The sequence below is a fragment of the Alicyclobacillus kakegawensis NBRC 103104 genome, from assembly GCF_001552655.1.
In the GTDB taxonomy this organism is placed as follows: domain Bacteria; phylum Bacillota; class Bacilli; order Alicyclobacillales; family Alicyclobacillaceae; genus Alicyclobacillus_G; species Alicyclobacillus_G kakegawensis.
Map to the genome: position 1 here is coordinate 276,963 of NZ_BCRP01000001.1, position 23,226 is coordinate 300,188.

The 23,226-nt window shown below is 64.2% G+C and carries 22 protein-coding genes; 6 read left to right on the forward strand and 16 right to left on the reverse strand.

The window, feature by feature from the left end:
• Position 1: 1 nt before the first annotated feature.
• From AK2_RS01300 to AK2_RS01325, 6 genes are all read right to left on the reverse strand, one after another.
• The gene (locus AK2_RS01300) at positions 2-496 is read right to left on the reverse strand and encodes a PTS sugar transporter subunit IIB (protein WP_067930312.1); all 495 of its coding nucleotides are present in this window, start codon (positions 494-496) and stop codon (positions 2-4) included.
• Complete coding sequence (locus AK2_RS01305) at positions 493-3,561, reverse strand: sigma 54-interacting transcriptional regulator (protein WP_067930314.1); 3,069 nt, start codon at positions 3,559-3,561, stop codon at positions 493-495. Before AK2_RS01305 ends, AK2_RS01300 begins: the two co-directional genes overlap by 4 nt.
• A gap of 115 nt (positions 3,562-3,676) precedes the next feature.
• Entirely contained in the window at positions 3,677-4,708 is a 1,032-nt protein-coding gene (locus tag AK2_RS01310; protein WP_067930318.1) for a sulfate/molybdate ABC transporter ATP-binding protein, read from the reverse strand.
• Positions 4,705-5,505, reverse strand: coding sequence for a sulfate ABC transporter permease subunit (locus AK2_RS01315; RefSeq protein ID WP_369406106.1), 801 nt, complete (start codon positions 5,503-5,505; stop codon positions 4,705-4,707). Before AK2_RS01315 ends, AK2_RS01310 begins: the two co-directional genes overlap by 4 nt.
• A complete protein-coding gene (locus tag AK2_RS01320) occupies positions 5,502-6,374 on the reverse strand; it encodes an ABC transporter permease (protein ID WP_169794709.1) in 873 nt (290 codons plus the stop codon). The genes AK2_RS01315 and AK2_RS01320 overlap by 4 nt, the downstream gene beginning before the upstream one ends.
• 9 nt (positions 6,375-6,383) lie before the next feature.
• Positions 6,384-7,412, reverse strand: coding sequence for a sulfate ABC transporter substrate-binding protein (locus AK2_RS01325; RefSeq protein ID WP_067930584.1), 1,029 nt, complete (start codon positions 7,410-7,412; stop codon positions 6,384-6,386).
• 430 nt (positions 7,413-7,842) lie between these two features.
• On the opposite strand from AK2_RS01325, the gene scpC reads away from it, so the two are divergent.
• Both scpC and AK2_RS01335 read left to right on the forward strand, forming a co-directional pair.
• Positions 7,843-9,357 carry a succinyl-CoA:acetate CoA-transferase ScpC gene (gene scpC, locus AK2_RS01330; RefSeq protein WP_067930325.1) on the forward strand — a complete coding sequence of 505 codons (1,515 nt, stop codon included), beginning with the start codon at positions 7,843-7,845 and terminating at the stop codon, positions 9,355-9,357.
• Between the two features lie 3 nt (positions 9,358-9,360).
• On the forward strand, positions 9,361-9,948 hold the full coding sequence (locus AK2_RS01335; protein ID WP_067930328.1) for a GNAT family N-acetyltransferase: 588 nt from the start codon (positions 9,361-9,363) through the stop codon (positions 9,946-9,948).
• On the opposite strand, the gene AK2_RS01340 is transcribed toward AK2_RS01335, so the two are convergent.
• The gene (locus AK2_RS01340) at positions 9,936-11,015 is read right to left on the reverse strand and encodes a two-component system sensor histidine kinase NtrB (RefSeq protein WP_067930331.1); all 1,080 of its coding nucleotides are present in this window, start codon (positions 11,013-11,015) and stop codon (positions 9,936-9,938) included. The genes AK2_RS01335 and AK2_RS01340 overlap by 13 nt on opposite strands.
• 246 nt (positions 11,016-11,261) lie before the next feature.
• Between AK2_RS01340 and AK2_RS01345 the strand changes: the two genes are divergently transcribed.
• On the forward strand, positions 11,262-11,981 hold the full coding sequence (locus AK2_RS01345; protein WP_067930334.1) for a response regulator: 720 nt from the start codon (positions 11,262-11,264) through the stop codon (positions 11,979-11,981).
• 20 nt (positions 11,982-12,001) lie between these two features.
• On the opposite strand, the gene AK2_RS01350 is transcribed toward AK2_RS01345, so the two are convergent.
• Complete coding sequence (locus tag AK2_RS01350; protein WP_067930337.1) at positions 12,002-12,307, reverse strand: HesB/YadR/YfhF family protein; 306 nt, start codon at positions 12,305-12,307, stop codon at positions 12,002-12,004.
• A gap of 361 nt (positions 12,308-12,668) precedes the next feature.
• Here AK2_RS01350 and AK2_RS01355 point away from each other — a divergent pair, with 361 nt between their 5' ends.
• From AK2_RS01355 to AK2_RS01365, 3 genes are all read left to right on the forward strand, one after another.
• Complete coding sequence (locus AK2_RS01355; protein ID WP_083520720.1) at positions 12,669-13,226, forward strand: DoxX family membrane protein; 558 nt, start codon at positions 12,669-12,671, stop codon at positions 13,224-13,226.
• Between the two features lie 103 nt (positions 13,227-13,329).
• Positions 13,330-13,755, forward strand: a complete 426-nt coding sequence (locus AK2_RS01360) for a universal stress protein (RefSeq protein ID WP_067930340.1) — start codon at positions 13,330-13,332, stop codon at positions 13,753-13,755.
• 85 nt (positions 13,756-13,840) lie between these two features.
• Positions 13,841-14,260, forward strand: a complete 420-nt coding sequence (locus AK2_RS01365; RefSeq protein ID WP_067930343.1) for a universal stress protein — start codon at positions 13,841-13,843, stop codon at positions 14,258-14,260.
• Positions 14,261-14,266: 6 nt separating this feature from the next.
• Here the strand turns inward: AK2_RS01365 and AK2_RS01370 are convergent, their stop codons facing one another.
• From AK2_RS01370 to AK2_RS01405, 8 genes are all read right to left on the reverse strand, one after another.
• Entirely contained in the window at positions 14,267-14,842 is a 576-nt protein-coding gene (locus AK2_RS01370) for a hypothetical protein (protein ID WP_067930345.1), read from the reverse strand.
• A complete protein-coding gene (locus AK2_RS01375) occupies positions 14,839-16,047 on the reverse strand; it encodes a ParM/StbA family protein (protein WP_067930348.1) in 1,209 nt (402 codons plus the stop codon). The genes AK2_RS01370 and AK2_RS01375 overlap by 4 nt, the downstream gene beginning before the upstream one ends.
• Positions 16,048-16,589: 542 nt before the next feature.
• The gene (gene rlmH / locus AK2_RS01380; protein WP_067930352.1) at positions 16,590-17,069 is read right to left on the reverse strand and encodes a 23S rRNA (pseudouridine(1915)-N(3))-methyltransferase RlmH; all 480 of its coding nucleotides are present in this window, start codon (positions 17,067-17,069) and stop codon (positions 16,590-16,592) included.
• Between the two features lie 17 nt (positions 17,070-17,086).
• On the reverse strand, positions 17,087-18,367 hold the full coding sequence (locus tag AK2_RS01385) for a S1C family serine protease (RefSeq protein WP_067930587.1): 1,281 nt from the start codon (positions 18,365-18,367) through the stop codon (positions 17,087-17,089).
• 88 nt (positions 18,368-18,455) lie between these two features.
• Positions 18,456-19,319: an MBL fold metallo-hydrolase gene (locus AK2_RS01390; RefSeq protein ID WP_157076171.1), complete on the reverse strand. Its 864-nt coding sequence runs from the start codon at positions 19,317-19,319 to the stop codon at positions 18,456-18,458.
• 36 nt (positions 19,320-19,355) lie between these two features.
• On the reverse strand, positions 19,356-20,180 hold the full coding sequence (gene yycI / locus AK2_RS01395; protein ID WP_067930355.1) for a two-component system regulatory protein YycI: 825 nt from the start codon (positions 20,178-20,180) through the stop codon (positions 19,356-19,358).
• Positions 20,177-21,469 carry a two-component system activity regulator YycH gene (locus AK2_RS01400; protein ID WP_067930357.1) on the reverse strand — a complete coding sequence of 431 codons (1,293 nt, stop codon included), beginning with the start codon at positions 21,467-21,469 and terminating at the stop codon, positions 20,177-20,179. The genes yycI and AK2_RS01400 overlap by 4 nt, the downstream gene beginning before the upstream one ends.
• Positions 21,466-23,226 carry an ATP-binding protein gene (locus AK2_RS01405; protein WP_067930360.1) on the reverse strand — a complete coding sequence of 587 codons (1,761 nt, stop codon included), beginning with the start codon at positions 23,224-23,226 and terminating at the stop codon, positions 21,466-21,468. Before AK2_RS01405 ends, AK2_RS01400 begins: the two co-directional genes overlap by 4 nt.

Sequence of the window (23,226 nt, forward strand, 5' to 3'; positions counted from 1 at the left end):
ATCAATGCCACCTTTGCCGGAGCCGTTCGTAGGCGTCCACTTTTGTGTCACTCGGCACCACGCGAATATACGCCTCCACGCCGCGCGCCTCCAGGGCCTGCAGCGCGGCGGCTTCCGCCTCGCCGACGTACACCGCCTTGCTGAGCGCCGCGTACCCCGGCTTGTAGCGCATGCCACCGAGGTTGATTTGGTCGATGTTCACACCTCTCTCGCACAGATACAGAACGTCCTGGAGGAACTCCGCCAACAGCAGCACGGGGCCGGATGGACGGCGCCGCTGCCAAGCGTCCACGGTCTGTTCCACCGTGAACACTTCCAGGTCAAGATGGGACGGGACGGACGATTTGAGCAGAACCACTTCAATCGGTTCATTGGCCGCCCGATCACTCATCACCCAAATGGTCCGCACACCCAGACTCCGCACCCAAGTGGTCACCACCTGGCCGTGAATCAGCCGGTCGTCCACTCTTACGAACAGACTCTGCTGGCCGCTCACGATTGAAACACCTCGACTTCGTGATCGGAGAAGACCAGCTCGAACAGGTAGGCCAGCTCGTCCGGGTGCACGGACACGCGAAACGTCTCTTGCACCGGTTCCCACGCTGCCTGCAGCTGATGCCACTCGTTCGGATAGCGGGCCGCGATCTGGCCGGCGTACGGGTGCGGGACGTGCTCGTTGCGCACACACCGTTCAATCACGTACGCGGTATGCAGGCAAAACCGGGCATAGGTCTCCGGGCTGAGCGCCGCATTGAGGGCGCTCTCCGCCGTCCCCTCGACGATGCGGCGCCACATTTCGCGGACGACTTCCAGCGCCAGGTCCGGGTTGACGAACACCAAATTGCGCTTCAGGAGATTGTGCACGTGCTGCTCCAGCCGGGCCGTCGTCTCGTCCGGCGCCGGGGCGGCCTCAGCTTCGGACTCGGACAGCGCAGCAGAGTCCCCCGCTCCGTTGCCGCTGGCGGAGCTGGCGCGGTTGGGCCGGGGGGCCCCGGCGCCCGGCACGGGCGCCGCTGAAGCGTCCGCTTTGGCTGAAGCATCCCGGTTGGGCGACGGGTCTGTATCGGCGGCGCCCCCGGTCTCCTGATTCTCCCGCTCAGGCGCCGCCGGGGCCTGGCCGAGAGACAGGACGCCGAGGAGCTGGGAGATCCCCTCGCGGCTGAACAGGGTTTCCACGGAGAAGAACGGGACCCCCACCAGCCCTGGGTTGATGGACCCCACCACAGCCGCCAGATTCGCCTCCGGTTCCAGGTCCGGGCCCTGGGCGGGGCCAAGTTCCTTCGCCACCACGCGCACCTGTCCCCTTAGCTCGTCCGGGAGCGCCTCGCGAATCAACCGTTCCACCGCCCGCGCCGTTCCTTTCCCGGTCAGGCAGCAGGCCCAGACGACGCGCGTGGTCTGCGACGTCGGCAAAGACCGGGAGCGGTTGTACGCCTTGAGCCATGCCGCCATATCGTCCAACTCCAGCCGGTCATCCCGGTGGATGTGCAGCGCACTCACCACCGTGTGCAGATCCGGCCGCGTGACGACGCGGACGGGCACACCGCCTGCCGCCGTGGCCCCGTCGAGTTCCGCCAGGCGTGGAACGTTGGTGAGCACAAGGACGCCGCGGGTGGTGTCCACCGTCTCCAGGGTCTTGTTCAGCATCGTCTCCATGACATCCTGGGGTGTCTGCACCGGGATGTTTAATGCCGCGATATCCTCGTCGCAGACCAGCTGCAGCGCGGTCCGCACCATCTCCGTTGCAACCGAATCGCCGAACAGGGCCACCACTATCGCGACCGCCTTGCCCTGCTCGGGGGTGGACGGGCGAAACAGCATGGCCACAATGGCGGTTTCCTCGGGCGGCAGCTGTACCCCGCTGAAGGTCTCGAAGGCGCCGAGAAATTTTTGCGAGAGCTGGTAGGCGTGAGGCGACTCCTTGCGCACCCCTTCGACGATGTCGAACGAGGATGGACGCGATGAAGACGCAGCGGTTGACACCGTGCTGTCGGATCGGACCACGCCGAACAGGTGCATGGCGACGCGCAGGAAAGCGGCCTGGGTGTCCGGATACGGAAACTCCGGCTCAATTTCCTCCCAGGCCCGGCAAACGGCGGAGTAAAACGACTCGCCCACAAACTGCCGGAGTTCGTCAACCGACACGGGGGTCTCCCCGGACGGCGCCCGCTGCCGCTTCAGCTCCCGCTCCAGGACGTCGAGGATCTCCTCCGTCGCAAACCCCAATTCCTGCAGCGTCCGGCTGAGCCGATCCAGTTTGACGTAGATGGAATCCGCCTCCATCATCGGGAAGCTCGGCGGCCGGTCAACGACCGGGTCCACCCGCATGTCTACGGATCGCATCAGAGTGCGGAAGAGCGGCCGGTTGGCGCCGTCAGCCGGGGCGGTGACCAGGTGCTCCGGCAGGATCTCAATGGCCTCCTGAGAACCTGGCTCCGCAGGGGCCGGCGCCTGCCCGTCGGCGGGCGGCCTGCGGCTGAGCGCTCGGTTGTACGCCCGCGCGCAGGCCAGCTTCAGGGTGTTCCTCAACTCCCCGATGTTCGACGCGAAGTGGGAGAACAGCAGGATATCCAGCGACGGCCCGGGCAAATGCAGTGGGCGGCCGAGACTGCGCGCCTCCTCCAGGCAGAGATGGTAGATGAGATCAAACCGGTCGCTCAGCTCCCAATCCCGCAGCGCGGGCAGGCGAATCACCACCGGAATGCGGCGGCGAAATGTCGCCAGCAGCGCCGACTCCGGCGACTCCGTGGTCGCGGCCACCAGCAGCACGCGTGCCTTGCGCCAGACCTCGGTCTCGCCGATACGCCGGAACTCACCGTAATCCAACAGGTGGAACAGCATCTCCTGGCCCTGGGGCGGCAGCCGGTGCACCTCGTCGAGAAAGAGCATGCCGCCATCGGCCCGTTCCACAAGGCCGGGCCGGTCCTGATGGGCGCCTGTGTAGGCGCCGCGGGCGTGCCCGAACAGTTGATCCAACAGAATCTCCGGATTGTTGGCGTATTCAGCGCAGTTGAACGCGACCAACGGGGCGTCCTCGTCCAACACCCCAAACGACGCGGCGTAACGGTGCATCTTCTCCGTAAACGACGACTTTCCCACCCCTGTCTCGCCCAACAGGAGGATATGCATTCCATGCGGGGGGTAGGTAAGGGCCATTTTGGCCTGCTGGACGGCATCGCGCAGGCTTCTCTCGGCGCCGACTCCCCAGTCGAAGTCATCCTCCAGGTGCGGGCGCCGCGACGAAACATCCGACCGCGTGGACGTAAGCGGTTTCTTCAGGGGCGCGCCAACACCTTCGACAGGCCCGTGCAGCCCGGACAGACCGGTGGAGGCCAGGCCCTCCCCAGTCAAATAATAGCGCACCGGCCGTCCCCGCCGTTTGGCCAGCAGGCCGGCGCGTACGAGCGCATTCAATTCGGCGCTGCAGTTGGCGCGCAAACACCCGGCCACATCGGCGATTTCCGCGGTGGTGAACCCTTCGCTGTCCGATGCCCGCGTCTGCGCCCCACGTTGCCGCGTCAGATTGACCACTGCAGCCAGGACAGTGTCTCGACGGCTCACTTTCCGCACTGCTCCTCACGAGAACCTGGTATGGGAAATTAATCTCATTATATCATGAACTGTCTTGCGAATGGCGAGGAGAGCAAGGCGGCCGAGACAAAGCGAGGCGTGGATTTTACGCTTCGGCAAATATCTGGAACTTGCGGATGCACATAGACACCGATTGACCGGGTGTAAGGTCCACGCTGCGGTCGCTTGGCAACGACACCTGCAGGGTCGATTGGTCCGCCAGCTGCACCCTTACCTGCGTCCGTTCCCCGGCCCACACCGCCTCGCGCACCTGAGCCGGGACGGCATCCGGTGCGGCAGGCCCCAGTTCAATGTCGGACGGCCGGACGAACACCCGCACGCGCTCCCCGTCGGCGAACTCGCCAGCGGGGAAGGTGTGGCCCCACAGCCGCACCTGCCGGTCGCGCACCGTCGCTGCGCCCTCGTTGACATCCCCGAGAAAGCCGGCCACGAACGGGCTCAGGGGCCGTTCCCAAACCTCCTGCGGGGTCGCGAACTGCTCCACCCGGCCCTGGTGCATGACCAGCACTCTGTCCGCTATCTCCAGCGCCTCCTCCTGGTCATGCGTGACAAAGATGCTCGTAATGCCGATCTCATCGTGAATCTGCCGCACCCAGCGGCGCAACTCTTTGCGGATCTTCGTGTCGACGGCGGCAAACGGTTCGTCCAAGAGCAGCACGCTCGGCTCCGGAGCGAGAGCGCGGGCCAGCGCCACGCGCTGCGCCTGGCCGCCGGACAATTGGTGTGGGTAGCGGTCTTCGTACCCCTCCAAGCGCACCAACCGCAACAGGCGCATCACCCGGTCCTGGATCTCCCGCTTTCCCAAACGCTTCACCCGCAGGCCAAAGGCGATGTTGGAGAATACCGTCATATGTTGAAAGAGGGCATAGTTCTGGAAGACAAAACCGACCCCGCGCCGCTGGGCCGGCAGGTTGTCGACAACTTGGCCGCGGATGCGGATTTCCCCCGCGGTCTGCCTGTCCAACCCGGCAATCATGCGCAACAGCGTCGTCTTCCCGCTGCCGCTGGGACCGAGCAGCCCTATCATTTCCCCCTCACGTACGGAAAAGCTGACATCCTGCAGCGCCGCCGTCCCGGACGCAAACCGCTTGACAAGGTTTGTCACCTGAATCGTCATGAGATCCGTCCTTCCCCCCGACCCTTGAACACCTGCATGAGGATGAGAATCACAAACGAGACCAGAGCCAACACGGTGGACACGGCGTCGGCCGCCTGCAGGTCGTTGTTTTCAGTGGCTTGGTACACATACAGCGTTGCGGTCTGCGTGACGCCCACCAGGTTCCCCGACACCACCAGGACCGCGCCAAATTCGCCCAAGGCCCGCGCAATCGTCAAAACCGCGCTGTACCCCAGGCCGAAGCGGATGCGCGGCAGCGTGACCAACCAGAACGTCCGCCACGCCGACGCCCCAAGCGTCCACGCGGCCTCTTCCTGTCTGAGCCCCAGCTGGCGCAGCAGCGGCACCAACTCCCGCACCACCAGCGGAAAGGTGACCAGCAGCGTCGCCAGCACCATCCCCGGCAGGGCAAACATCACCTTCACGCCGTGATTCTGCAGGAAGGCGCCGAGCAGCGTGTTCGGCCCGTACACCAGGAGCAGGGCCAACCCCGCAATCACCGGAGAGAGGGCGAAGGGCAGGTCCACCACCGCGTTCACCACCTGCCAACCGGGAAACGACCTGCGCGCAATGAGCAAGGCGGTGATGACCCCAAGCGGCAGGTTGATGAGGAGCGTCAACGCCGTGATGAGAAACGACAGCCGCAGCGCAGACACAGCCTCCGGCTGCAGCACCTGCGCAAAAAATCCGTTCACTCCGTGCGACAGCGCGCCCTCGACCATGGTGATGGCCGGGATCAAAATGAGAATCAAAAACCACAGGTACACGCCAGCGCTGAGAGCCATTCGCATCTTCATACCCTGGCCGCTCCCACCCGTGCATGGTTGCGCGCCCTGCGGCCGCGCGGCTCCGCCAGGCGCTTCCACCACTGGCGCGGCCGGCACAGCGGCACCACCAATCCCAGCACCGAGAGCACCAGCAGCGCCACCGACACGGCGGCCGCCCCGCTGGTTTCGTTGTTTTCCAACAGCCCGTACAGGTACACAGGCGCCACCTCGGTGTGCAAGGGCAGGTTGCCGGACGCCAGAACGACGGCGCCAAACTCGGCCAATCCGCGGCTGAAGCAAAGAGACAGCCCGGTCACGACCCCCGGCCAAAGCGTTGGCCACAGCACCTGCCAAAACACGCGCAGGCGCGACGCCCCCAACGTGAAAGCCGCTTCCTCCACCGACGCGTCCAGGGAGTCCAATAGAGGCTCCACCGTGCGCACCGCGAACGGGAAGGTGACAAACGCCATCGCCAGCACGATGCCGATGCGGGAATAGACGAGATTTACGTGATGAGCCGCCAGCCAGCCCCCGATGCGCGTGGCGGGCGAATACGCCAGGACCAACATCAAGCCGCCGACGGTGGTCGGCACGGCCAGGGGCAAATCAATCAGGGCGCTGACCACCCTTCGCCCCGGCAGGTGTTTGCGGGCGATGAGATACGCGGTGCATGTGCCCATGACCGCGTTGACAACCGCCGCGACCGCCGCGGTCCAACAGCTCAAAAGCAGAGCATGAGCGCCAATCGGGCTGGCGAGCGCTTGAAAGAATCCCCCTACCCCGCCGGAAAACGCCTGCCGAACGATGGCTCCAACCGGGCAGACCACCAACAGCAGCAGATAACCACAAACCACCCCGGCCATCCATCGCCATCCCGGTGTGGCCAGGTTTGTCGTCATGTGCATCACTCATTTCTTGGCCGCCAACACCTGGTTGAAGAGGCCATTGTCAGAGAACAGTTTGTCGTCCACTTTGCTCCACCCGCCAAGCGATTCAATGGTGAACAGGTGCGGCGGCGTCGTGTATGTCTGCGGCACCTTGACCGCCGGGTTGACCGGGCGGAAACCGTTGCGGACAAAGATCTTCTGCGCCTCCGGTGAACGCAGGAACTGCACAAACGCCTCCGCCACCTTGCGGTTGCCGTGTCGGTCGACGTTCTTGTCCACCACCGCTACCGGATTTTCAATCAACAATGTGGAACTGGGCACAACCTCCGAAAACGACTTCAAGTGATGACTCTCGCGCAGGATGTCGTCCTCGTAGCCAACCACCGCGTCGCCGACCCCACTCTCAAACGTGCTCATGGAAGCCTCGCCCGATTTATCCAGAACTTTTACGTTCTTCACAATCGAGGCCAGCAGGCCCTTGCCGTTGCCCGTCTCCTGGCCGGCCCCGTAAATCGCTGCGATGTCCCACTTCGCCCCGCCGGAGGTCTCCGGATTCGGCAGGTCCACGACCACACCAGGCTTCGTCAAATCCGACCAAGTGTGGATGTGTTTTGGATTCCCTTTGCGGACGCCAATGGCGACAATCGAATCCGTGACCATGCCGTGATACTTGTCCGCTTGCCAGTTATGCGTAATCAATCCGGCCTGTTGAATCTTGTCGATGTCGTCCGCCAGGGACAATGCCGCGACGTCCACCGGCAAGCCGTTGACGATGGACCGCGCCTCGGCACCCGAGGCGTCGAAGGAGGCGTCGAACTTCACGTTCTGCCCTGTCTTCGCCCGCCAGTACTTCTGGAACGCCGGAAAAATTTGATCCTCGTAGACCTGTTTCGTCGTGCTGTACGATCCGAACGTCAGTGTCACGGTTTTTGCCTGGCTGCTCGCCTTGCCACTGCTTTGGCTCGCGTTGTTACCGGAGTTGGCTGCCGTCCCGCAGCCACTCACGAGCACCAAGCCCAGCGTCACGACCCCCGTCAGATACTTGCGCATTTTGTCCTCTCCCTCCAACGGATCCGCCTGCTTCCCGGCCTGCAAAACCCAAAAAGAGGCAAACCAAGGGCAGGGACACCCAGTATGTCCCCTCTCGTGGTCGAGTCGGAGTCGGTAGACACACATCTGCATTATCTTGATTTGTATAGTAGGTATTCTATCCGTCCTAATGGCCCGCGTCAATGGGCCATCCGGGCCCCCGCCCCCCGGATGGACCGCCTCCGACCACCATCCAGGCGCATCAGAGGGACCGGCCGGTTGAACTGATCTTTGCCGGCGGCGGCTTCGCTCAAGCGGGTCATGCTGCGGCGGCCATCGTCTGCTAGCCTGAACGTGAAACGACCGAATGGCCGCGCGCGGTTCAGCCCAAACGCGTGGCACCGCGGCCAGGCGGCCGTGCAGTCAAATCCCGGGCACAGGTGGTGGCACCATGTACGAAGACAGGATTCGCAACCCACAGCTGAGGTCACGCATCCTATCGGCTGAGGAAGCGGCGGCCTATATTCAGGATGGCATGACCGTGGGCATCAGCGGATTCACGCGGGCCGGCGACGCCAAGGCGGTGCCGATGGCGCTGGCCGAACGGGCGCAGCGCACCGGGGAGCGGCTGCGCATCAACCTGTGGACGGGCGCGTCTGTCGCCGAAGAGGTGGACCGCGTGCTGGCCGATGCCGGGGTGATAGCCCGGCGCCTGCCTTTCCAATCGGAATCGCACATGCGCGCGTGCATCAATCGCGGCGACGTGATGTATGTGGATCAACACCTGGGCGAGATGGGAGAGTGGATTCGCGCCGGTGAACTCGGGCGGCTGGATGTCGCCATCCTGGAGGCGGTCGCCATCACGGAGGACGGCTGCATCGTGCCGTCCACCTCGGTCGGCAATTCACCGACCTTCGCGCAGATCGCGGACCGGATTGTGGTCGAGCTCAACGTCCACCAACCGGAGTCGCTGGAAGGCATGCACGACGTGTTCATCCCCGGGCCGCGACCGCACCGGCAGCCGATTCCCCTGTGCCAGGTGGACCAACGCATCGGCACGCCCTATATCCCAGTCAAGCCGGACAAGATCGTGGGGATTGTGGTGACCGACAGGGACGATCACTTTGTCGAAATCGCTCCCGCCGACGCGGACACGAAGCGGATGGCTGAACACCTGGTTGACTTTTTCGAACACGAGGTGCGGCGGGGGCGCTTGCCGAAGACGCTGTATCCGCTGCAATCAGGCGTGGGCGCGGTGGCCAACGCGGTGTTGTCCGGCCTCGCGGCCTCCCCGCTGCAGGACCTGGAGATGTACTCGGAAGTCCTGCAGGACGGCGCGTTCGACCTGTTTGACGCCGGCAAGCTGCGCTTCGCCTCCAGCTGCTCCATCACCCTGACGCCAGAGCGCGCCAGGAGGGTGATGAACGACCTGCCCGCCTACCGCCGGCATCTCATCCTGCGTCCGCAGGAGATCTCCAACCACCCGGAGGTCATCCGCCGCCTCGGCGTGATCGCCATGAACACGGCGCTGGAGGTGGACATCTACGGCAACGTGAACTCGACCCATGTCGGCGGCACCGAGATTGTCAACGGAATCGGCGGCTCCGGCGACTTCGCGCGCAACGCCCTGCTGTCCGTGTTCTTCACCAAGTCCACGGCCAAGGGAGGGCGGGTCTCGTCCATCGTGCCGATGGTCGCCCACGTGGACCACACCGAGCACGACGTGGACATCGTCGTGACCGAGCAAGGGCTGGCCGACCTGCGCGGATTGGCGCCGCGCGAGCGGGCGCGGGCGTTGATTGAGCGCTGCGCCCACCCGGCCTACAGGGATGCACTGGCCGCCTACTTCGCGGCCGCGTGCCGGCGCGGCGGCCAGACGCCGCACCTCATTGAACAGGCGCTGTCCTGGCACGCCCGCTACCGCAACGCCGGCACCATGCTGGCCCCGACCCGGCAGGAGGTGTGAGCGTTGTCCACACCCGCTCGCCGCTGCACACTGGCTGACGGACGCCTGGTGGAGATTCGCCCCGCCCGCCGCACTCCTGTCGAGCGCCGGCGCCTGCGGGAGCTGTTGCAGCATGAATCGCCGGAGAGCCTGTACCTGCGCTTTTTCCGATCCGTCCGTGCACCGGACGAGCGCCTGGTCGACAGCCTCCTGCCGCAGCCCAGCCGCGCCTCCCGCACGCTTGTCTGCCTGCAGGGCAGGCGCATGGTCGGCATCGGCTCCTACCAAGCCGTCGACGCACAGACGGTGGAACTGGCCGCGCTCGTGGCGGACGCCGAACAGGGCCGTGGCATCGGCAGCCTGCTGTTGAGCGAACTCATGCAATCCGCCGCGGCAAACGGCTATCGCCGCGCGGTGGCGCGTGTGCTGTGGGATAACCGGAGAAGTCTGCGGCTGCTGAGCAAGCACCAGTTCCGGCGCCAGGATTCCGCCGCCGATTGGCGGGCAGGGGAGGCGGTACTCACAGCCCCGCTCGCAGTCGAGGCCAGCCGCCGGCGGCCGTCTGGGCACCGGACGCCGCAGCGTCCGTCGACGGGCCGCTACGCAGGCTGAACCAGTGGCAGGCGAATGTCGACCGTGGTACCCTGGCCCGGCTGGCTGTCGAAGTGGATGGAGCCTCCATGCTCCTCAATGATCTTGTGCGAGACGGTCAGACCGAGCCCGGTGCCGTTGGGTTTCGTCGTCATAAACGGTTCCCCGATGCGGGCCAGCGCCTCCGGCGGGATGCCGCAGCCTTGGTCCTGGATGCGCACCCACGCCTGCCCCTCCTGGGCCTGCAGCCGTATCGCAATCGTGCCGCCGTCCGGCATCGCTTCTATGGCGTTCTTCAGCAGGTTGATGAATACCTGCTGCAGTTGATGGGCGTCGGCCCGCACCAAACCGACCGGATGGGGGCTTGACCAGTCGATGCTGACGCCCTGCTTGCGCGCCGGCAGGCTCATCAGCCTGACGGCCAGGTCAAGCACCGGGCGGATGTCGAGGACTTGAAAGTGCGTTTCCGGCGTGCGCGACAGGTACATGAACTGGTCGACAATCTTGTCAATCCGGTCCAGTTCCGCCACCACCATGTCGAGGACGTCCGCCTGGGCCGAGTCGGTGTCCAGCTGCAACCCCTGCACCGCCATCTTGATGGCCGCCAGCGGGTTGCGGATCTCGTGGGCGATGCTGGAGGCCAACTGCCCCACCGCGTCCATCCTGTCCAAGCGCCGCAGGTGCTCCTCCACCCGCTTGCGCTCCGTGATGTCCACGCGAAACGACACGTATTGATACGGTTTCCCGCGCTCGTCAAGCACGGGGACAATTGTGGTATCCACCCAATAGTACGATCCGTCCTTGGCCCGGTTGCGGATATCCCCGCGCCAGATCTGGCCGCTGCCGATGGTGCGCCACATCTGCCGGAAAAACTCCTTCGGGTGGTAGCCGGAGTTGATGATGCGGTGCGTCTGTCCAATCAGTTCGTCTCTGGTATACTTGGAAATGTCGCAAAATTTCTTGTTGGCGAACGTGATGCGCCCCTGTTTGTCTGTAATGGCGACAATCAGCGTCTCGTCCAGTGCGCGATTGATGGTGAGCAGCGCGTCCAGCGCGCTCTGCAGATTGTTGAGGGCGTCTTGCAGCACGTCTCCCTCACCCCCTGTCGGCCGGTGCGGCAGCCCTCTTTCTTGTCTGGCTTGATTATACCGTATGGGAAACGGCGGATCTGTGAAAATCCTCCGCCATAGTCCGGTCGGACTAGTTGCACGTTACCATGAAAAATGGCTGTTTCCTGCCTGCGCGACAGGTTGTGCCTGGGGTACGATGGTGCAAGAAGCGGCGGCGCCCCGCCCCCGGTGTCATCCGGGTAGCGGCCGGCGCGCCGGGAGGAGATGAACGAAGTGGCGGACCAAGAGAAAAGCCCCGGATTGCGGGTGCTGCTGGTGGATGACCACGCCCTGTTCCGCAAAGGCGTGCAGTCGATTGTCAGCCACATGGAGGGCGTGGCGGCAGTGGTGGAAGCGGAGAACGGACAGCAGGCCATCGAACGGGTGCAGGAGCACGTCCCGGACGTGGTGCTGATGGACATCAACATGCCGGTTTGCGACGGCCTGGAGGCGACGCGGAAGATCAAAGCCATGTGGCCCGACGTCCGCATCCTCATTCTGACTGTAAGCGAAGCGGAGTCGATGTTGTTCGACGCCATCAAGGCGGGTGCCGACGGATACGTGCTGAAGACCGCCAGCCCGGCCACGCTGATGGATGCGCTCCAGCGCGTCAGCCGCGGGGAGCCAGTGGTCCCCGCCAACCTGGCGATGCGCATCATCGCCGAGATGTCCGCGCCGAGCCCAACGGTCGACGGCCGCCGCAGCGAGCGCGCTGCGGGCGGGCCTAACGGCGTCGACCGGTTGACCGAGAGGGAGATGGACGTGCTGCGGCATCTGAGCACCGGCGCCAGCAACCGGGACATCGCACAAGCGCTGTACATCAGTGAAAACACGGTTCGCAACCACATTCGCAGCATCCTGGAGAAGTTGCATCTCGCCAATCGCGTGCAGGCGGCCGCTTACGCGGTGCGCGAGGGGTATGTGCTGGACCAAGCGGACAAGTGAGGGCGGCGATTCGACCGCCCTCATTCCGTGCCAGGACACCTGTTCACAAGCAACTCCACCTCGTCCTCCTGGTCGTTGTAGACCACGCGCACCTCGCGCCCCTCGAAAAAGGCGGCATCCCCGCTGCGCACGAAGTAGCGCGTGCCCTCCTGCTCCACCATCGCGGCGACCGATTTCGGCGTCTCCACGCACACGCCCAGGGCGAAGCCCGGGTCCACGACCGATCCGCCCCCGTACCGCACAAAGATGCGCACCGCATCCCCGTCCTGCAGGTCGAACTCGCGCCGGAACCACTGCGCCGCTTCCGGCGTGACAGTCAGTTTCATCCTGGCCGACCTCCCGCACTCTCCGCCCTGGCCATTGCCGCGCGGCGCCACCTTGGCAAGGGCGGCGGCGATCCCGCTCCGCGGCGGCCCAGCGGCCATGAGTCGTTTTCAGTATTATAACAGATGAAATCTATAATAGAACACCTCTCGGAGTTCCGCGAAGCCACCCTGACTGTACTGTACGCCAAGGCTCGAAGACGGCCCAAGGCCCGTCCGGACTGGGTCGGAACCCTGATGGACTAGTCCTGACCTGCGCTTCGATTTGGTCTGCTCGAGTCTGTGCCGCCGGCCCCGCCTGCGGCATGATGAGGTTGCGCAAGGAGCCCTGCGTCAACAACCTTCCCTGGGGAGGCGAACGGTCATGGTGGCTTGGCTTCGCAATCATGTATACGCTCGTTGGCTGCTGACAGTGTTGCGGGTGTGGATTGGTGTCGAGTGGATACGTGCGGCCTTAGAGAAAATCGGATCGCCCGTATGGACAGGGGCGAAAGCGGGAACGGCCATCTCCGGTTTCCTGGGCAATGCGGTCAAACTCAGCCAGGGGGACCATCCGGCGGTCCAGGGCTGGTACGCCTCGTTCCTGCGTGGGTTCGCCCTGCCGCACGCGACCGCTTTCAGCTATCTGGTCAGCTACGGTGAGCTTTTGGTGGGCATCGGCCTCGTCCTCGGCTGCTTGACCACCGCCGCCGCCTTTTTCGGCGCGGCGATGAACCTGGCCTACCTGCTGGCGGGCACCACCAGCACCAACCCGAACATGCTGGTCTGGCAGGTGCTGCTTCTGGTCGCCGGGTTTAACGCGGCAGCAGTGGGGCTGGACCACTGGGTGATCCCGTACCTGCGGCGGAAAGCGGCCCAGTGGACCGGTCGCGGCAGCGGCCCGTGGGGGGTGGCGCCGCGGCAGAAGGGCAAGACAGCCTGAGGATTCGGGAGTCGCAAGCGGAAGAAGGGCGGCCAGCGGCGGAGCCTGGGGCGCCCAGACGCGACCGCCCAATCGCGCATAGCGGATCAGCGGAGGGAAGAACATGCGGGTCATGTGGGCCGTTTCCGGCAAAGATTTGAGTGCCCGGGCCGTTCACGCCGCAGAGAACGTGTTGCGCACATCACCAGACAGGGAACTCATCATCCTGCATGTGAGCCAGGGGCACACCTCGTTCTATCAGCGCTCAAACCTGGGCAGCACACGGCACCTGTCGCAGCCGGAGCGGGAAACCGTCGAAGCGTTGGAAAGGCTGGTGCGCGAGCACTTCTCCCACTGGCCGGGACGAGTGCGGTTGCGTCACGAGATAGGAGTACCGAGCCAAATCATCGTGCAGGCGGCGCGCGAAGAAGCGGTCGACCTGGTCATCCTGGGCCGGCACGGCCGGGCGCTGGCGGAACGGGTGCCGGTCGGCAGGGTTGCGCGGGCGGTGCTCCAGCATCTGGATGTCGACGTGCTCTTGGCCCGTTAGGGTGCCGGACGTGCCCGGTCCCTCTCCGGAACCTGGGAGCACTGGCGTCGGCAAGACAGTATCGAACACACGGGAGGAATGCGGGATGAACACAGTGATTCTTGCAATCGACGGATCAAAGCCGTCGGAGAAGGCGGTCGCGACGGCCGCGGACCTGTTGAGGCACTACCCGGAAGCGCGGTTGATTGTCGTCTACGCCGTCAATCCGCCCGCCTTCGCGGGCGGAGGGCCAGTGCCACCCAGCGTGTTTGAAATCCTGGACCAAGAGGCGCAGAATCTCTGGGAGCGCACGCAGAAGGCCTTGGACGGAGTGCTGGACCGGGCCACGTTCCGCTCGCCCACTGGGCATCCGGTACAGGTCATCTGCAGCTTAGCGGAACAGGAGAACGCGGACCTCATCGTCATGGGCTCGCACGGGCGGTCCGCCATTGACCGGGTGATTCTCGGCAGCGTCAGCCACGGCGTGTTGAACCGGGCCGCCCGTCCGGTATTGGTGGTGCGCTGAGAAGCCCTATCCGTCGGTCAATCGGCCGGCGTTGCGCTGGGCCTGGCGGAAAATCTGCGCCAGACTCAGCTTTTTCCGCTCCGGGACCGGCGATGCCTGCGGCTCCGCTGCCGGCGCAGCTGAAGCGGGAGTGGGAAGCGCAGGTTCCACAGCGGATGGAGTCGCGTGGAGCTTATCCGTGGATGCGACCGGTTCACCCGCGCTGTGCGCATGCGCGGGGTCGGCCGCCTGGGCTGTGGCCGAATGCGGCGCCCCGGACGCCAACTCGCGGACGTCGCTGGTGGCCGTCCCATCGCTGCCTGGCGAGGCCGCTCCATCGGCGGCCACGGCAGAAGCGGCCGCCGCGGACGAATGAACCTGCGCCTGCGGCGCCTCCGGGCTGGGCGCCCCGGCGTTCAACTGCTGGCGTCCCAGGTGAGCCGTCACGTATTCCGTAAGAATGTCGACGACACCCTGGCTAAAGTTGCCCTCATCCTTGAGCCGGTTCAGGTAGTCAATGACCTCGGGCGGTGTTTCGGCCGGGATATAGAGCGTAATGTCCTTGCCAGGACGCACGTAGACGGTAGAGCGGCGCTTTTTCAACCCGCATCCTTCCCGTCCTTGGCTTCAGCGGCCACTGGCTCTGCCTCCGGCTCTGCGGCGGCCGCGGCTTGCGGCAGGGTTTCGAGGGCGTGGGAGAGCAGGAGAAAGGTGCCGCGCGCGTTGCGGAACTGACTGTACTCCGCCGCGTCAAAGCGAATCGGTAAGCCTAGCTCCGCGTTCAGCTTTTCTATCCAGGGCTGCAGCACAATGGCCCCGCCGCCGATGAACCAGAACTCGTTCGCGTAGCGCACGTGTTTCCACGCGTTGCGCGCCGACTTGAGCACCTTTTCTGCCAGGATGCGCATGTGCCGGTTCACCAGGTTGGTCATGTCGAACACAACTTTGCCCTCGGCGTAGATCTCGTATTCCTTGTGCACCAGCATGTCGGTCAGTTCCGCTGTGCTCGCTATCAGTTCTTCTCCCTCGGCGTTGACTTCGTTGCGGATGCTTTCCAGGGCGTCGTTCAAGTGGATTTTGGTACCCACAGAGTGCCTCTGGTCCAGTTCCAATCCAGGCCGGAAGAAAGCGATGTCCATATCCACGCCACCCACGTCGGCGATGCCAAACCCCTTGTGCGACAGCGGCGAATTCGACGTCGCTTCGATGTCGTAGACGCCGGAGACGTCGTCAATGCCGATGTCCACGGGGAGCGAGAACTCCAGTTCGACAGTCACACCCTTGTAGACCGGCGTCGTCACGAACGTGACGGAGTGCACGCCGCTGGTGATCTTGGCGGCAAACTCCGCCCGGAACTTGGCGATCTCGCTGATAGGGAGGCCTGTGCCGAGGTACACGTGCGCCTTGATTCGGTTCACTCCGGCCCGAATGTCCGCCTCATGCTTGTGCGCGACCGCGTAGGCCGCCCCCGTCAGCAGTGTGACCATAGTCTCCGGTCGCTGCGCCTTCTTTTGGGCCGCCTTGTCCCCGACAATCTCGTAGACAACCCCCTCGTCCCCAATGGCCAAGTTGCCCACGTAGACGTGGCGGTACTGCTCGCTTGTGATGGCTGGAGACGTGATGCGAACGTCGAGAAAGTCCAGCGGGTTCCCCTGTTCGGTGAGGAGAAACCGCTCCCCAACCGGCTGGGAGACCACATTCGGGAAGATAAAGGCGTTCTCAAGCGTGTCGTAGATTCCCTTGATGTGGCTGCTGCCGTTGTCTATGGACAATGCGATCGTCGTGTTCAGTGCTTGCGATTTGGCCAAGTGCGCTCCCCTCTCCAACCCACTGTTCTTACTTTCACAGTATAGGAGATTCTCGTCCACTCGCCAACGCACAAATTGAAGCTTTGAACGTTACACTTCAAACTTTAAATCTTAGAACCCTAGCATGTTGAACTTTAAACTTTACAGTTCAAATGTTAAACCTTAGAGCTTAAGCCATAAGACTTAAACTTTAACATTTAACCAGCAACCGAGCGCTGAAAAACGCGTCAAATCACGCCCTTCATTCTATTCGGTAACCTCGAATCGCAGCCCGAACTGGGACAGCCAACTCAGCCCTGCCCAGGTCGGTGATGTGCCTGTAACCCAATGGCCTGGCAGCGAGGAAGTGGAGGAAAGGGAGCGGAAACCCGCAGGGGCTTACTGATAGACCGTCAGGATGCCCACCGCTTACCGGGAACCACTCCAGGAAGCCCCCCTGATTGGGGAACAGGCCTTTTCGTGACTCGGCGACATACGCGCCATGCAGACACACGTACGGATTCCTGGCCAAGCCGCATCAGACATGTTACAAACCGCGCATGTTACTTATGATACGGCTCCCCGCGGGCAATCCGAATGCCTCGATAGAGTTGTTCCAACAGTACAATGCGCGCCAACTGGTGCGGCAAGGTCAGCGGGCCAAAGCTCCAGCATAGTTCGGCGCGCTTCAGCAGGGACGCATCCAGGCCATAGGAGCCGCCAATCAAAAACACCAATCTCCCGTACCCGCCTCCGGCCATGCGCTGGTAGGAACGGCTCCACGCCTCCGATGACAGCGCCTCTCCCCCTCTGTCCAACGCCACCACCGCGTCCCGTTCCCGCAACCGGCGTGCAATTCGTTCTCCCTCCACGCGCAGGACACGCAGCCGCTCCCCGTCCCCCGCGCTCTCCTGGGCCGGCTCGTCCGCCACTTCTTCAATCCGCAGCTGGACATAACCAGAGAGGCGCTTGCCGTACTCCGCCTGCGCCTCCCGCAGATACCTCTCCTTCAACTTCCCTACTGCGATGACCGTAACCTGCACGATGTCTCCGCGCTCCCTTAGTTCAAAAACCCGCTCGGCACCGAGAACGGATTGTCCGCGCCGCTTCCGGAACCTGAAGCGCCCGCGGTCGTGTTCGGGGTCTCCATCTTCCCGAGCGTCACCTTGAACTCCAGCTTTTTGTGCCCGCGATACGCAGTCAACGTCACGACCTGCCCCGGTTTCGCCTGGAACAGGTATGTCCGCAGGTCCGGCATCGTCTGCACCGTCCTGCCGTTGATGGCTACTATCACATCGCCCGCCTTCAGCCCCGACCGCTTAGCCGCAGCAGACTGCACCTCCTGCACCAAGATCCCGTAATCCACCGGCACGTCCGGCCACCACTGCTCGGGCACCGCCCGCAGCGAGTAGCCTGCAACGCCGAGCGCCGGGTGGTCCGCATGCCCGGTGGCAAGGATCTCGGATGCAATCGCCCTCACTTCGTTGGACGGGATCGCGAAGCCCATGCCTTCCACCGTCGGATCGACAACCTTGCTGCTGTTGATGCCAATCACCTGACCGTTGATGTTCAACAGCGGCCCCCCGCTGTTGCCCGGGTTGATGGCCGCGTCCGTCTGAATCACCGCCTGGTAATCCAGCACCTGCTCACCATCCGGCGTCTGCACCGGCATGATGCGCCGCTTCGCGCTCACAATTCCGGCCGTCACCGAATCGGCAAAGTCCAGCCCCATGGGCGATCCGATGGCAATGGCCGGCTCGCCGACCTCTATCCGCTCCGAATTCGCGAACTGTGCGGGCTCGATACCCCGCACATACTTCTCCGGGAGCCGCAGCACCGCCAGGTCCGTGAACTCGTCCGTCCCCACCACCTGGGCTGTGACATGCTTGCCCTTGGCAAACACGACCTCCACCTTCGCGCCGCCGTCGACCACATGGTTGTTGGTCACGATGAAGCCGTACTTGCCGTCCTTGTGGAACAACAGTCCTGTGCCCACGTCGTTCGCCTTCAGCTTCGACTGCTGGCTGAAAAAGTCCTCCACCTCTTTGTAGTTCACCACGCCCACCACCGCCGGCTTGGCTCGCTTCACCGCCTGCACGATGCCGTCGTTCACCGACACGTTCACCGCCGCCGGCAGGGAAGGGGCTGTCGTTCTGGTCGCAGTCGCCGCGTCCGCGGCTGTGGCTACCGCTCCTTGCCCCCGCAACGCGGGATACGCGGCCAGCGTGGCAACGGATCCCACCAGCGCGGATACCACTATGGCGGCCAGCCACCGCCATGCCCCTGCGGACTTGTCCGCCCGGTTCGTGTGGAAATCTCCGCTGTCCTTGTAAAAGCCCATCTCCGTCGCCTGCCTTTCCTGCATCTACCCGCGCCATTCGCGACCGTACAGCGCTCATTCAAGGCTCACCCAAGCACCCGCTTGTGTCCTATCCGTTGGCACGTTCACTCTCCTTATTATGGTCCCTTCCGTCATATTCCATGTCCCCGCAGCCCAGACGGTGCAACCGCGTCGCCTCTCGCCGGCTGGTCCGGTGCAGGCGAACCCGCTCCAGGCAGTCCACACCCATTTCCCCGAGCGCGCTCGAGACCGTCAGCTCCGCCAATTCGGGCAGATTGTTCTCTTCGCTCAAGTGCGCTAGGTACACATCGACGCGCCTGTCCGCCAGCACGTCCAACAACGCAAACGCCGCATCGTCATTCGAGAGGTGGCCTTTGTCGCCGAGGATGCGCCGTTTCACGCTCCACGGATAGCGACCAGCGCGCAGCATCTCCACGTCGTGGTTGGCCTCCAGCACGTAAGCGTCGCACCCTTGAATCACCGACTTGATGCCGTCGCTCATGTACCCCAAGTCGGTCACCACCGCCAGACTCGCCCCGTCCGTGTCAAACCGGTACGCCACCGGCTCCTCCGCGTCATGCGACACAGCAAACGGGATCACGCGCAGGTCCCCGATGGAAAACCCTTCACCCGCACGCACCCTGTGCACACGCCCGCTCTCCTCCGCGGCGGCCGAGTCCGCTGCCGCCACCTCGTGCCACGTGCCTTCCGTCGCATACACGGGCGCTGTGCAGGAGCGCAACACCTGCCGCAGCCCCCGCACATGATCCACATGCTCATGCGTCAGCAACACCGCGTCCAAGCCTGCCCACTCAGCGCCTGCCGCAGCCCGCATCCGCTGCTGCAACTGCCGGCCACTGATGCCCGCATCCAACAGCACCTGTACCCTGTCCGTTCGTATGTATAACGCGTTGCCAGAGCTGCCGCTCGCCAGCACCGTAAATTCGAGCACTATGTATCCCCCTTTTGCGGCCGCTCCAAGACCCTGTCACAAGTTCAACTCTCCCGTGAATGCATTGACATAATAGACCCCCGCGTCCGTGACAATCCGCCACACCGGGAACCAGTATCGCTTCCCGCCCCCCGCCGCGGACCCCGAGGGGCTGCCCAGGTACCCGAGGTCGATTCCGACAATCGTATTATCCTTTTCCTGGCTGGATTTGTCTACCGAATTGGCCAGGCTGTTCAGCGCATCCAACGCCGAGATAATCGGCTTCGGACTGCTCGTCGCGCGAATCTTGGTCAGCAGCGTCTGCTGGTAGCCCGTCATCGCCTGGTTCGTCGCATCGACCAGTACACTCGCGTCGAAAATTGGGTACTTTCCCCCATACAACTGGTCGAACACCAACACGCCCCCTGCCCCCGCGCCCCTGTCCAGCGCGTACGAGCTCCCGCTCACCACCCTATCCAAAAGCTGTTCCGGATGCTTGCTCTCAAACGGCACAGGCCGCCTGTATTCCACCTCCCAGGTCCCCTGTCCCAGCCCTTTGACCGATCCGTCCACCCCCGCCACTTGCCCCCGTCCACTCTCTCTCGCTGGCTTGCCGGCAAAGGCCGCCTTCGCCGCCTCGGCCGGGCTCGCCCCACCCAAGCTCGCCGAAAACGAGGCCATATCCGCGTGCTTGGTCGGAACGGAGGCGGCCAAACTGAAGTTGTGCTCCGCCAGCAGCGTGCGCGTGTTTGCCAACAGGTCGCTATACGATTCACTGTACCCGCGCATTTCCGCGCGTGCGCTGGCGTACTGCCAGCCGAGCAACACGTCCAGAATGAGAAACATGCCAATCAGCCAGGTCTTCGCTGTCTCCCAGTTCATGGCCGCTTCATCCCCTCCAGCACCTGACCCGAGACCGCGTCGATGACGCCCACAGACACCCCGTCCCGCCACACCGCGAAGGCTGGTTCCAGCTCCATCTGCCCGTCCCCGTCTGGCACGGCCCAGTAGCCCAGGCGCGCTGTATACGCACTGAGCCGCGTCTTGGGCGCCACGTCACGCAGCACCTCGCGCAGCTCGCTCGCCCCCATAACCGTCACCTTTTGCTTCTCTGCGCCAGCCGTCAGGTTGCCCAGCGGCCGCTGGTAATGCACCACCTGGCCGCTGTCCACCTCTATCTTCTGCGTCCACCGGCTGCCAAACACCACATACCCGGCGAACTGGGGCCTCAGCTGATAGGTGTGCATCCCCGGCCACGCGCTGTCGTCGCTGTCAAACAGCACATCCCCGCTCGGAGCGCCGCCGTGGCTGCGAATGTACGAGATTACCGTCTGCAACTCCGTCTGCTCTGTCGCTGGCGCGGAGGTGTTCGGATCGTCAAAGGTGAGCACGCTCGCCTCTGGATCCCACTGCACGGCCCGCGTCCCGTCGGTCCAGATGACCTTGCGCCGGCTCTCTTGAATGCGCGTCAGGGCTCCTGGATTCACAAAAAAGGAGTGTACCAACGGCAAGAGCGGCGGCTTGTCCACACTGACAGACAGGCGTTCCATCTCCATGCCCTGCGCTGGCAGGTAGGAGGTGTCGCCCTGCCCGTCCTGCCAGACCACGGCCGGGTAACGCTGCACCGAGCCGGCCACCAGCTCCGCAAACCGCTTCCGGTCCACGTCCGTCTCCGCCGTATACCCGTCGGACCCACCCGTCACCATCAGCAGCACCGGCCCGTCCGCCGCCATTTGGTACAGCTCCATCGTGTCCCCGGACACGTCCAGCGGCGACAGGCGCAGGGCAGGCAGCCAGCGGGAGATGTCCGAGCGCGTCAATTCCAGGCCAAAGTGGAACACAATGTCCACCGTCGCGTGCGCGGGCGGCGCCGATTCGCGGCGCAGGCGCTCGACTTTCAACGAATGCAGTACGCCCACCCACTGCCGGTACACTGCCGATCCGATAGGAACCAATGCTGCCCCCGCCGGCTGCAAGCGCTGCACGTCGACCTCCACCGGTCCCAGCACCTGGTCCACCTGCGGATAGGGGGAGACGTCGCGCACCGTCGGCGCAGTCAGTCCAGGCTCCGGGCTGCTCAACCAGGCCCCGCGCCACAACAGGTAGCTGAGAACCAGGCTGATTAACACCAGTACGCTCAACACCAACGTCTGCAAACGTTTTGCTGTCATGCCGGTTCCCCCTCTGTCAGCGGCAGCACCAGCCACACCTTCGTTCCCTGGCCGAGTTTGCTCTCAATGCCGATGCGGCCCCCGTGCAGGTCGATGATCTCCCGCGCCAGCGTCAGACCAAGACCGGTGCCACCGCTGCGCCGGGACCTCGCCTTGTCCACCCGGTAGAAGCGCTCGAACACGTGCGGCAAATCGCTTTCCGGGATGCCAATCCCGGTGTCCTCCACGCACACCCGCAGCTTGTCCCGCTCGCACTCCGCGCTCACGCGCACCTGGCCGCCAGCCGCCGTGTACTTGATCGCGTTGCCGATGACGTTGTCGAGCACTCGGTCGAGGAGATCCTTGTCGCCACGAAACCGCAGCTGGGGCACCGGACGCAGGTCCAGCGCCACTCCCTGCCGTCTCGCCTGCATCTCCAGCCGCTGGCACGCGGCGGTCAGCCATTCCTCGGCGTCCACCCAGCCTTCCACGTAGCGGATGCCCTGCGTCTCCAGGCCCGAGAGCTGCAGCAGATCCTGGGTGATGCGCACCATTCGGTCCGCCTCCTGCCTGCACACGTCAAGAAAGGTGCGGCGGGTCTGCTCATCCAGGTCCCCGCTCTCCCCCAGCGCCTCCAGGTACGACTTGATGCTTGTGAGCGGCGTCCGCAACTCGTGCGACACATTGGCCACGAACTCCCGCTGCTTTTGATACAGCCGCTCCTGTTCTGTCACGTCGCGGATGACCGCCACGTACCCGTCCGTATCGGCTTCCCGTTGGATTGCGGTCAGGTGCACGTGCAACAGCGCCCCGTCCAGCTCGCGCACCCAGTTCCACTCCTCCTGCGCGGGCGCGAGCGACTCCCTCTGCACCCCGAGCAGCCTGCCTGCGCGGGAGAAGTCCTCCGCCCCCCGCGGCAAGCAGCGCAACGCCGCCTCGTTGGCGTAGACCGGACGCAGGTCCCGGTCGAAGGTGAGCACACCGTCGCCCATGTAGGTGATGATGGCGCGCAGCCGCTCGCGCTCGCGCAGGTTTTCCGACAGGGCTGTCTGCAGCTTGTCCGCCAGGTCGTTGACCGCGTGCCCCAACTGGCCGAGCTCGTCGTCGCTCACCACCTGCACGCGGCGGCTGAAATCCCCCTTGGCCATGCGCGCCGTCTGCCGCGTGACATCCAGAATCGGGCGCGAAATGGTGCGCGACAGGCCAATCCCGAGCAGCGCCGTGAAGGCCAGCACCAGCGCGCTCCCGGTGTAGAAGATAGTGGTCACCTGGCGCATCGTGGAGTACGTGCTTTGAATGGATACGACATCTTCGAGAATGCCGATGAAGCGATCCCCTTGAAAGAGCGGCATCGCGACCGCCAGCAGGTGTTGGTCCGCGGACGGATCGTAGCGGACGGCGGAAACCGACTTATGCCCGACCAGCGCCTGGGTGGCCACCGAGTCAATTCGCTTCTGGCCGATGAGGGCGCTGCCGGCGGAGGTGTCTTCGACCACGCCCTTGCTGTTGAGGAGGTAGATGGCGCCGCCCTGAGGCTGGGGAAAGACAGACAATAAAGAGGCATCACCCGGCTTGTCCCCGGACCGGCCCCCGCCCGAGGTGAGTTCAGGCTTGACGATGGCAGCGAGCAGGGACACCTGCTTCTGCACGCCGCGCACCTCGTCGCGCACCAGGGAGGCGTTCAAGGTGCGCACGAAGTAGGCGCCTATCAGCTGCAGGGTGAACAGCATCAGGAGCAGATAGATGACGACGAATTTGAGGCGTATGCTTCGCCACAT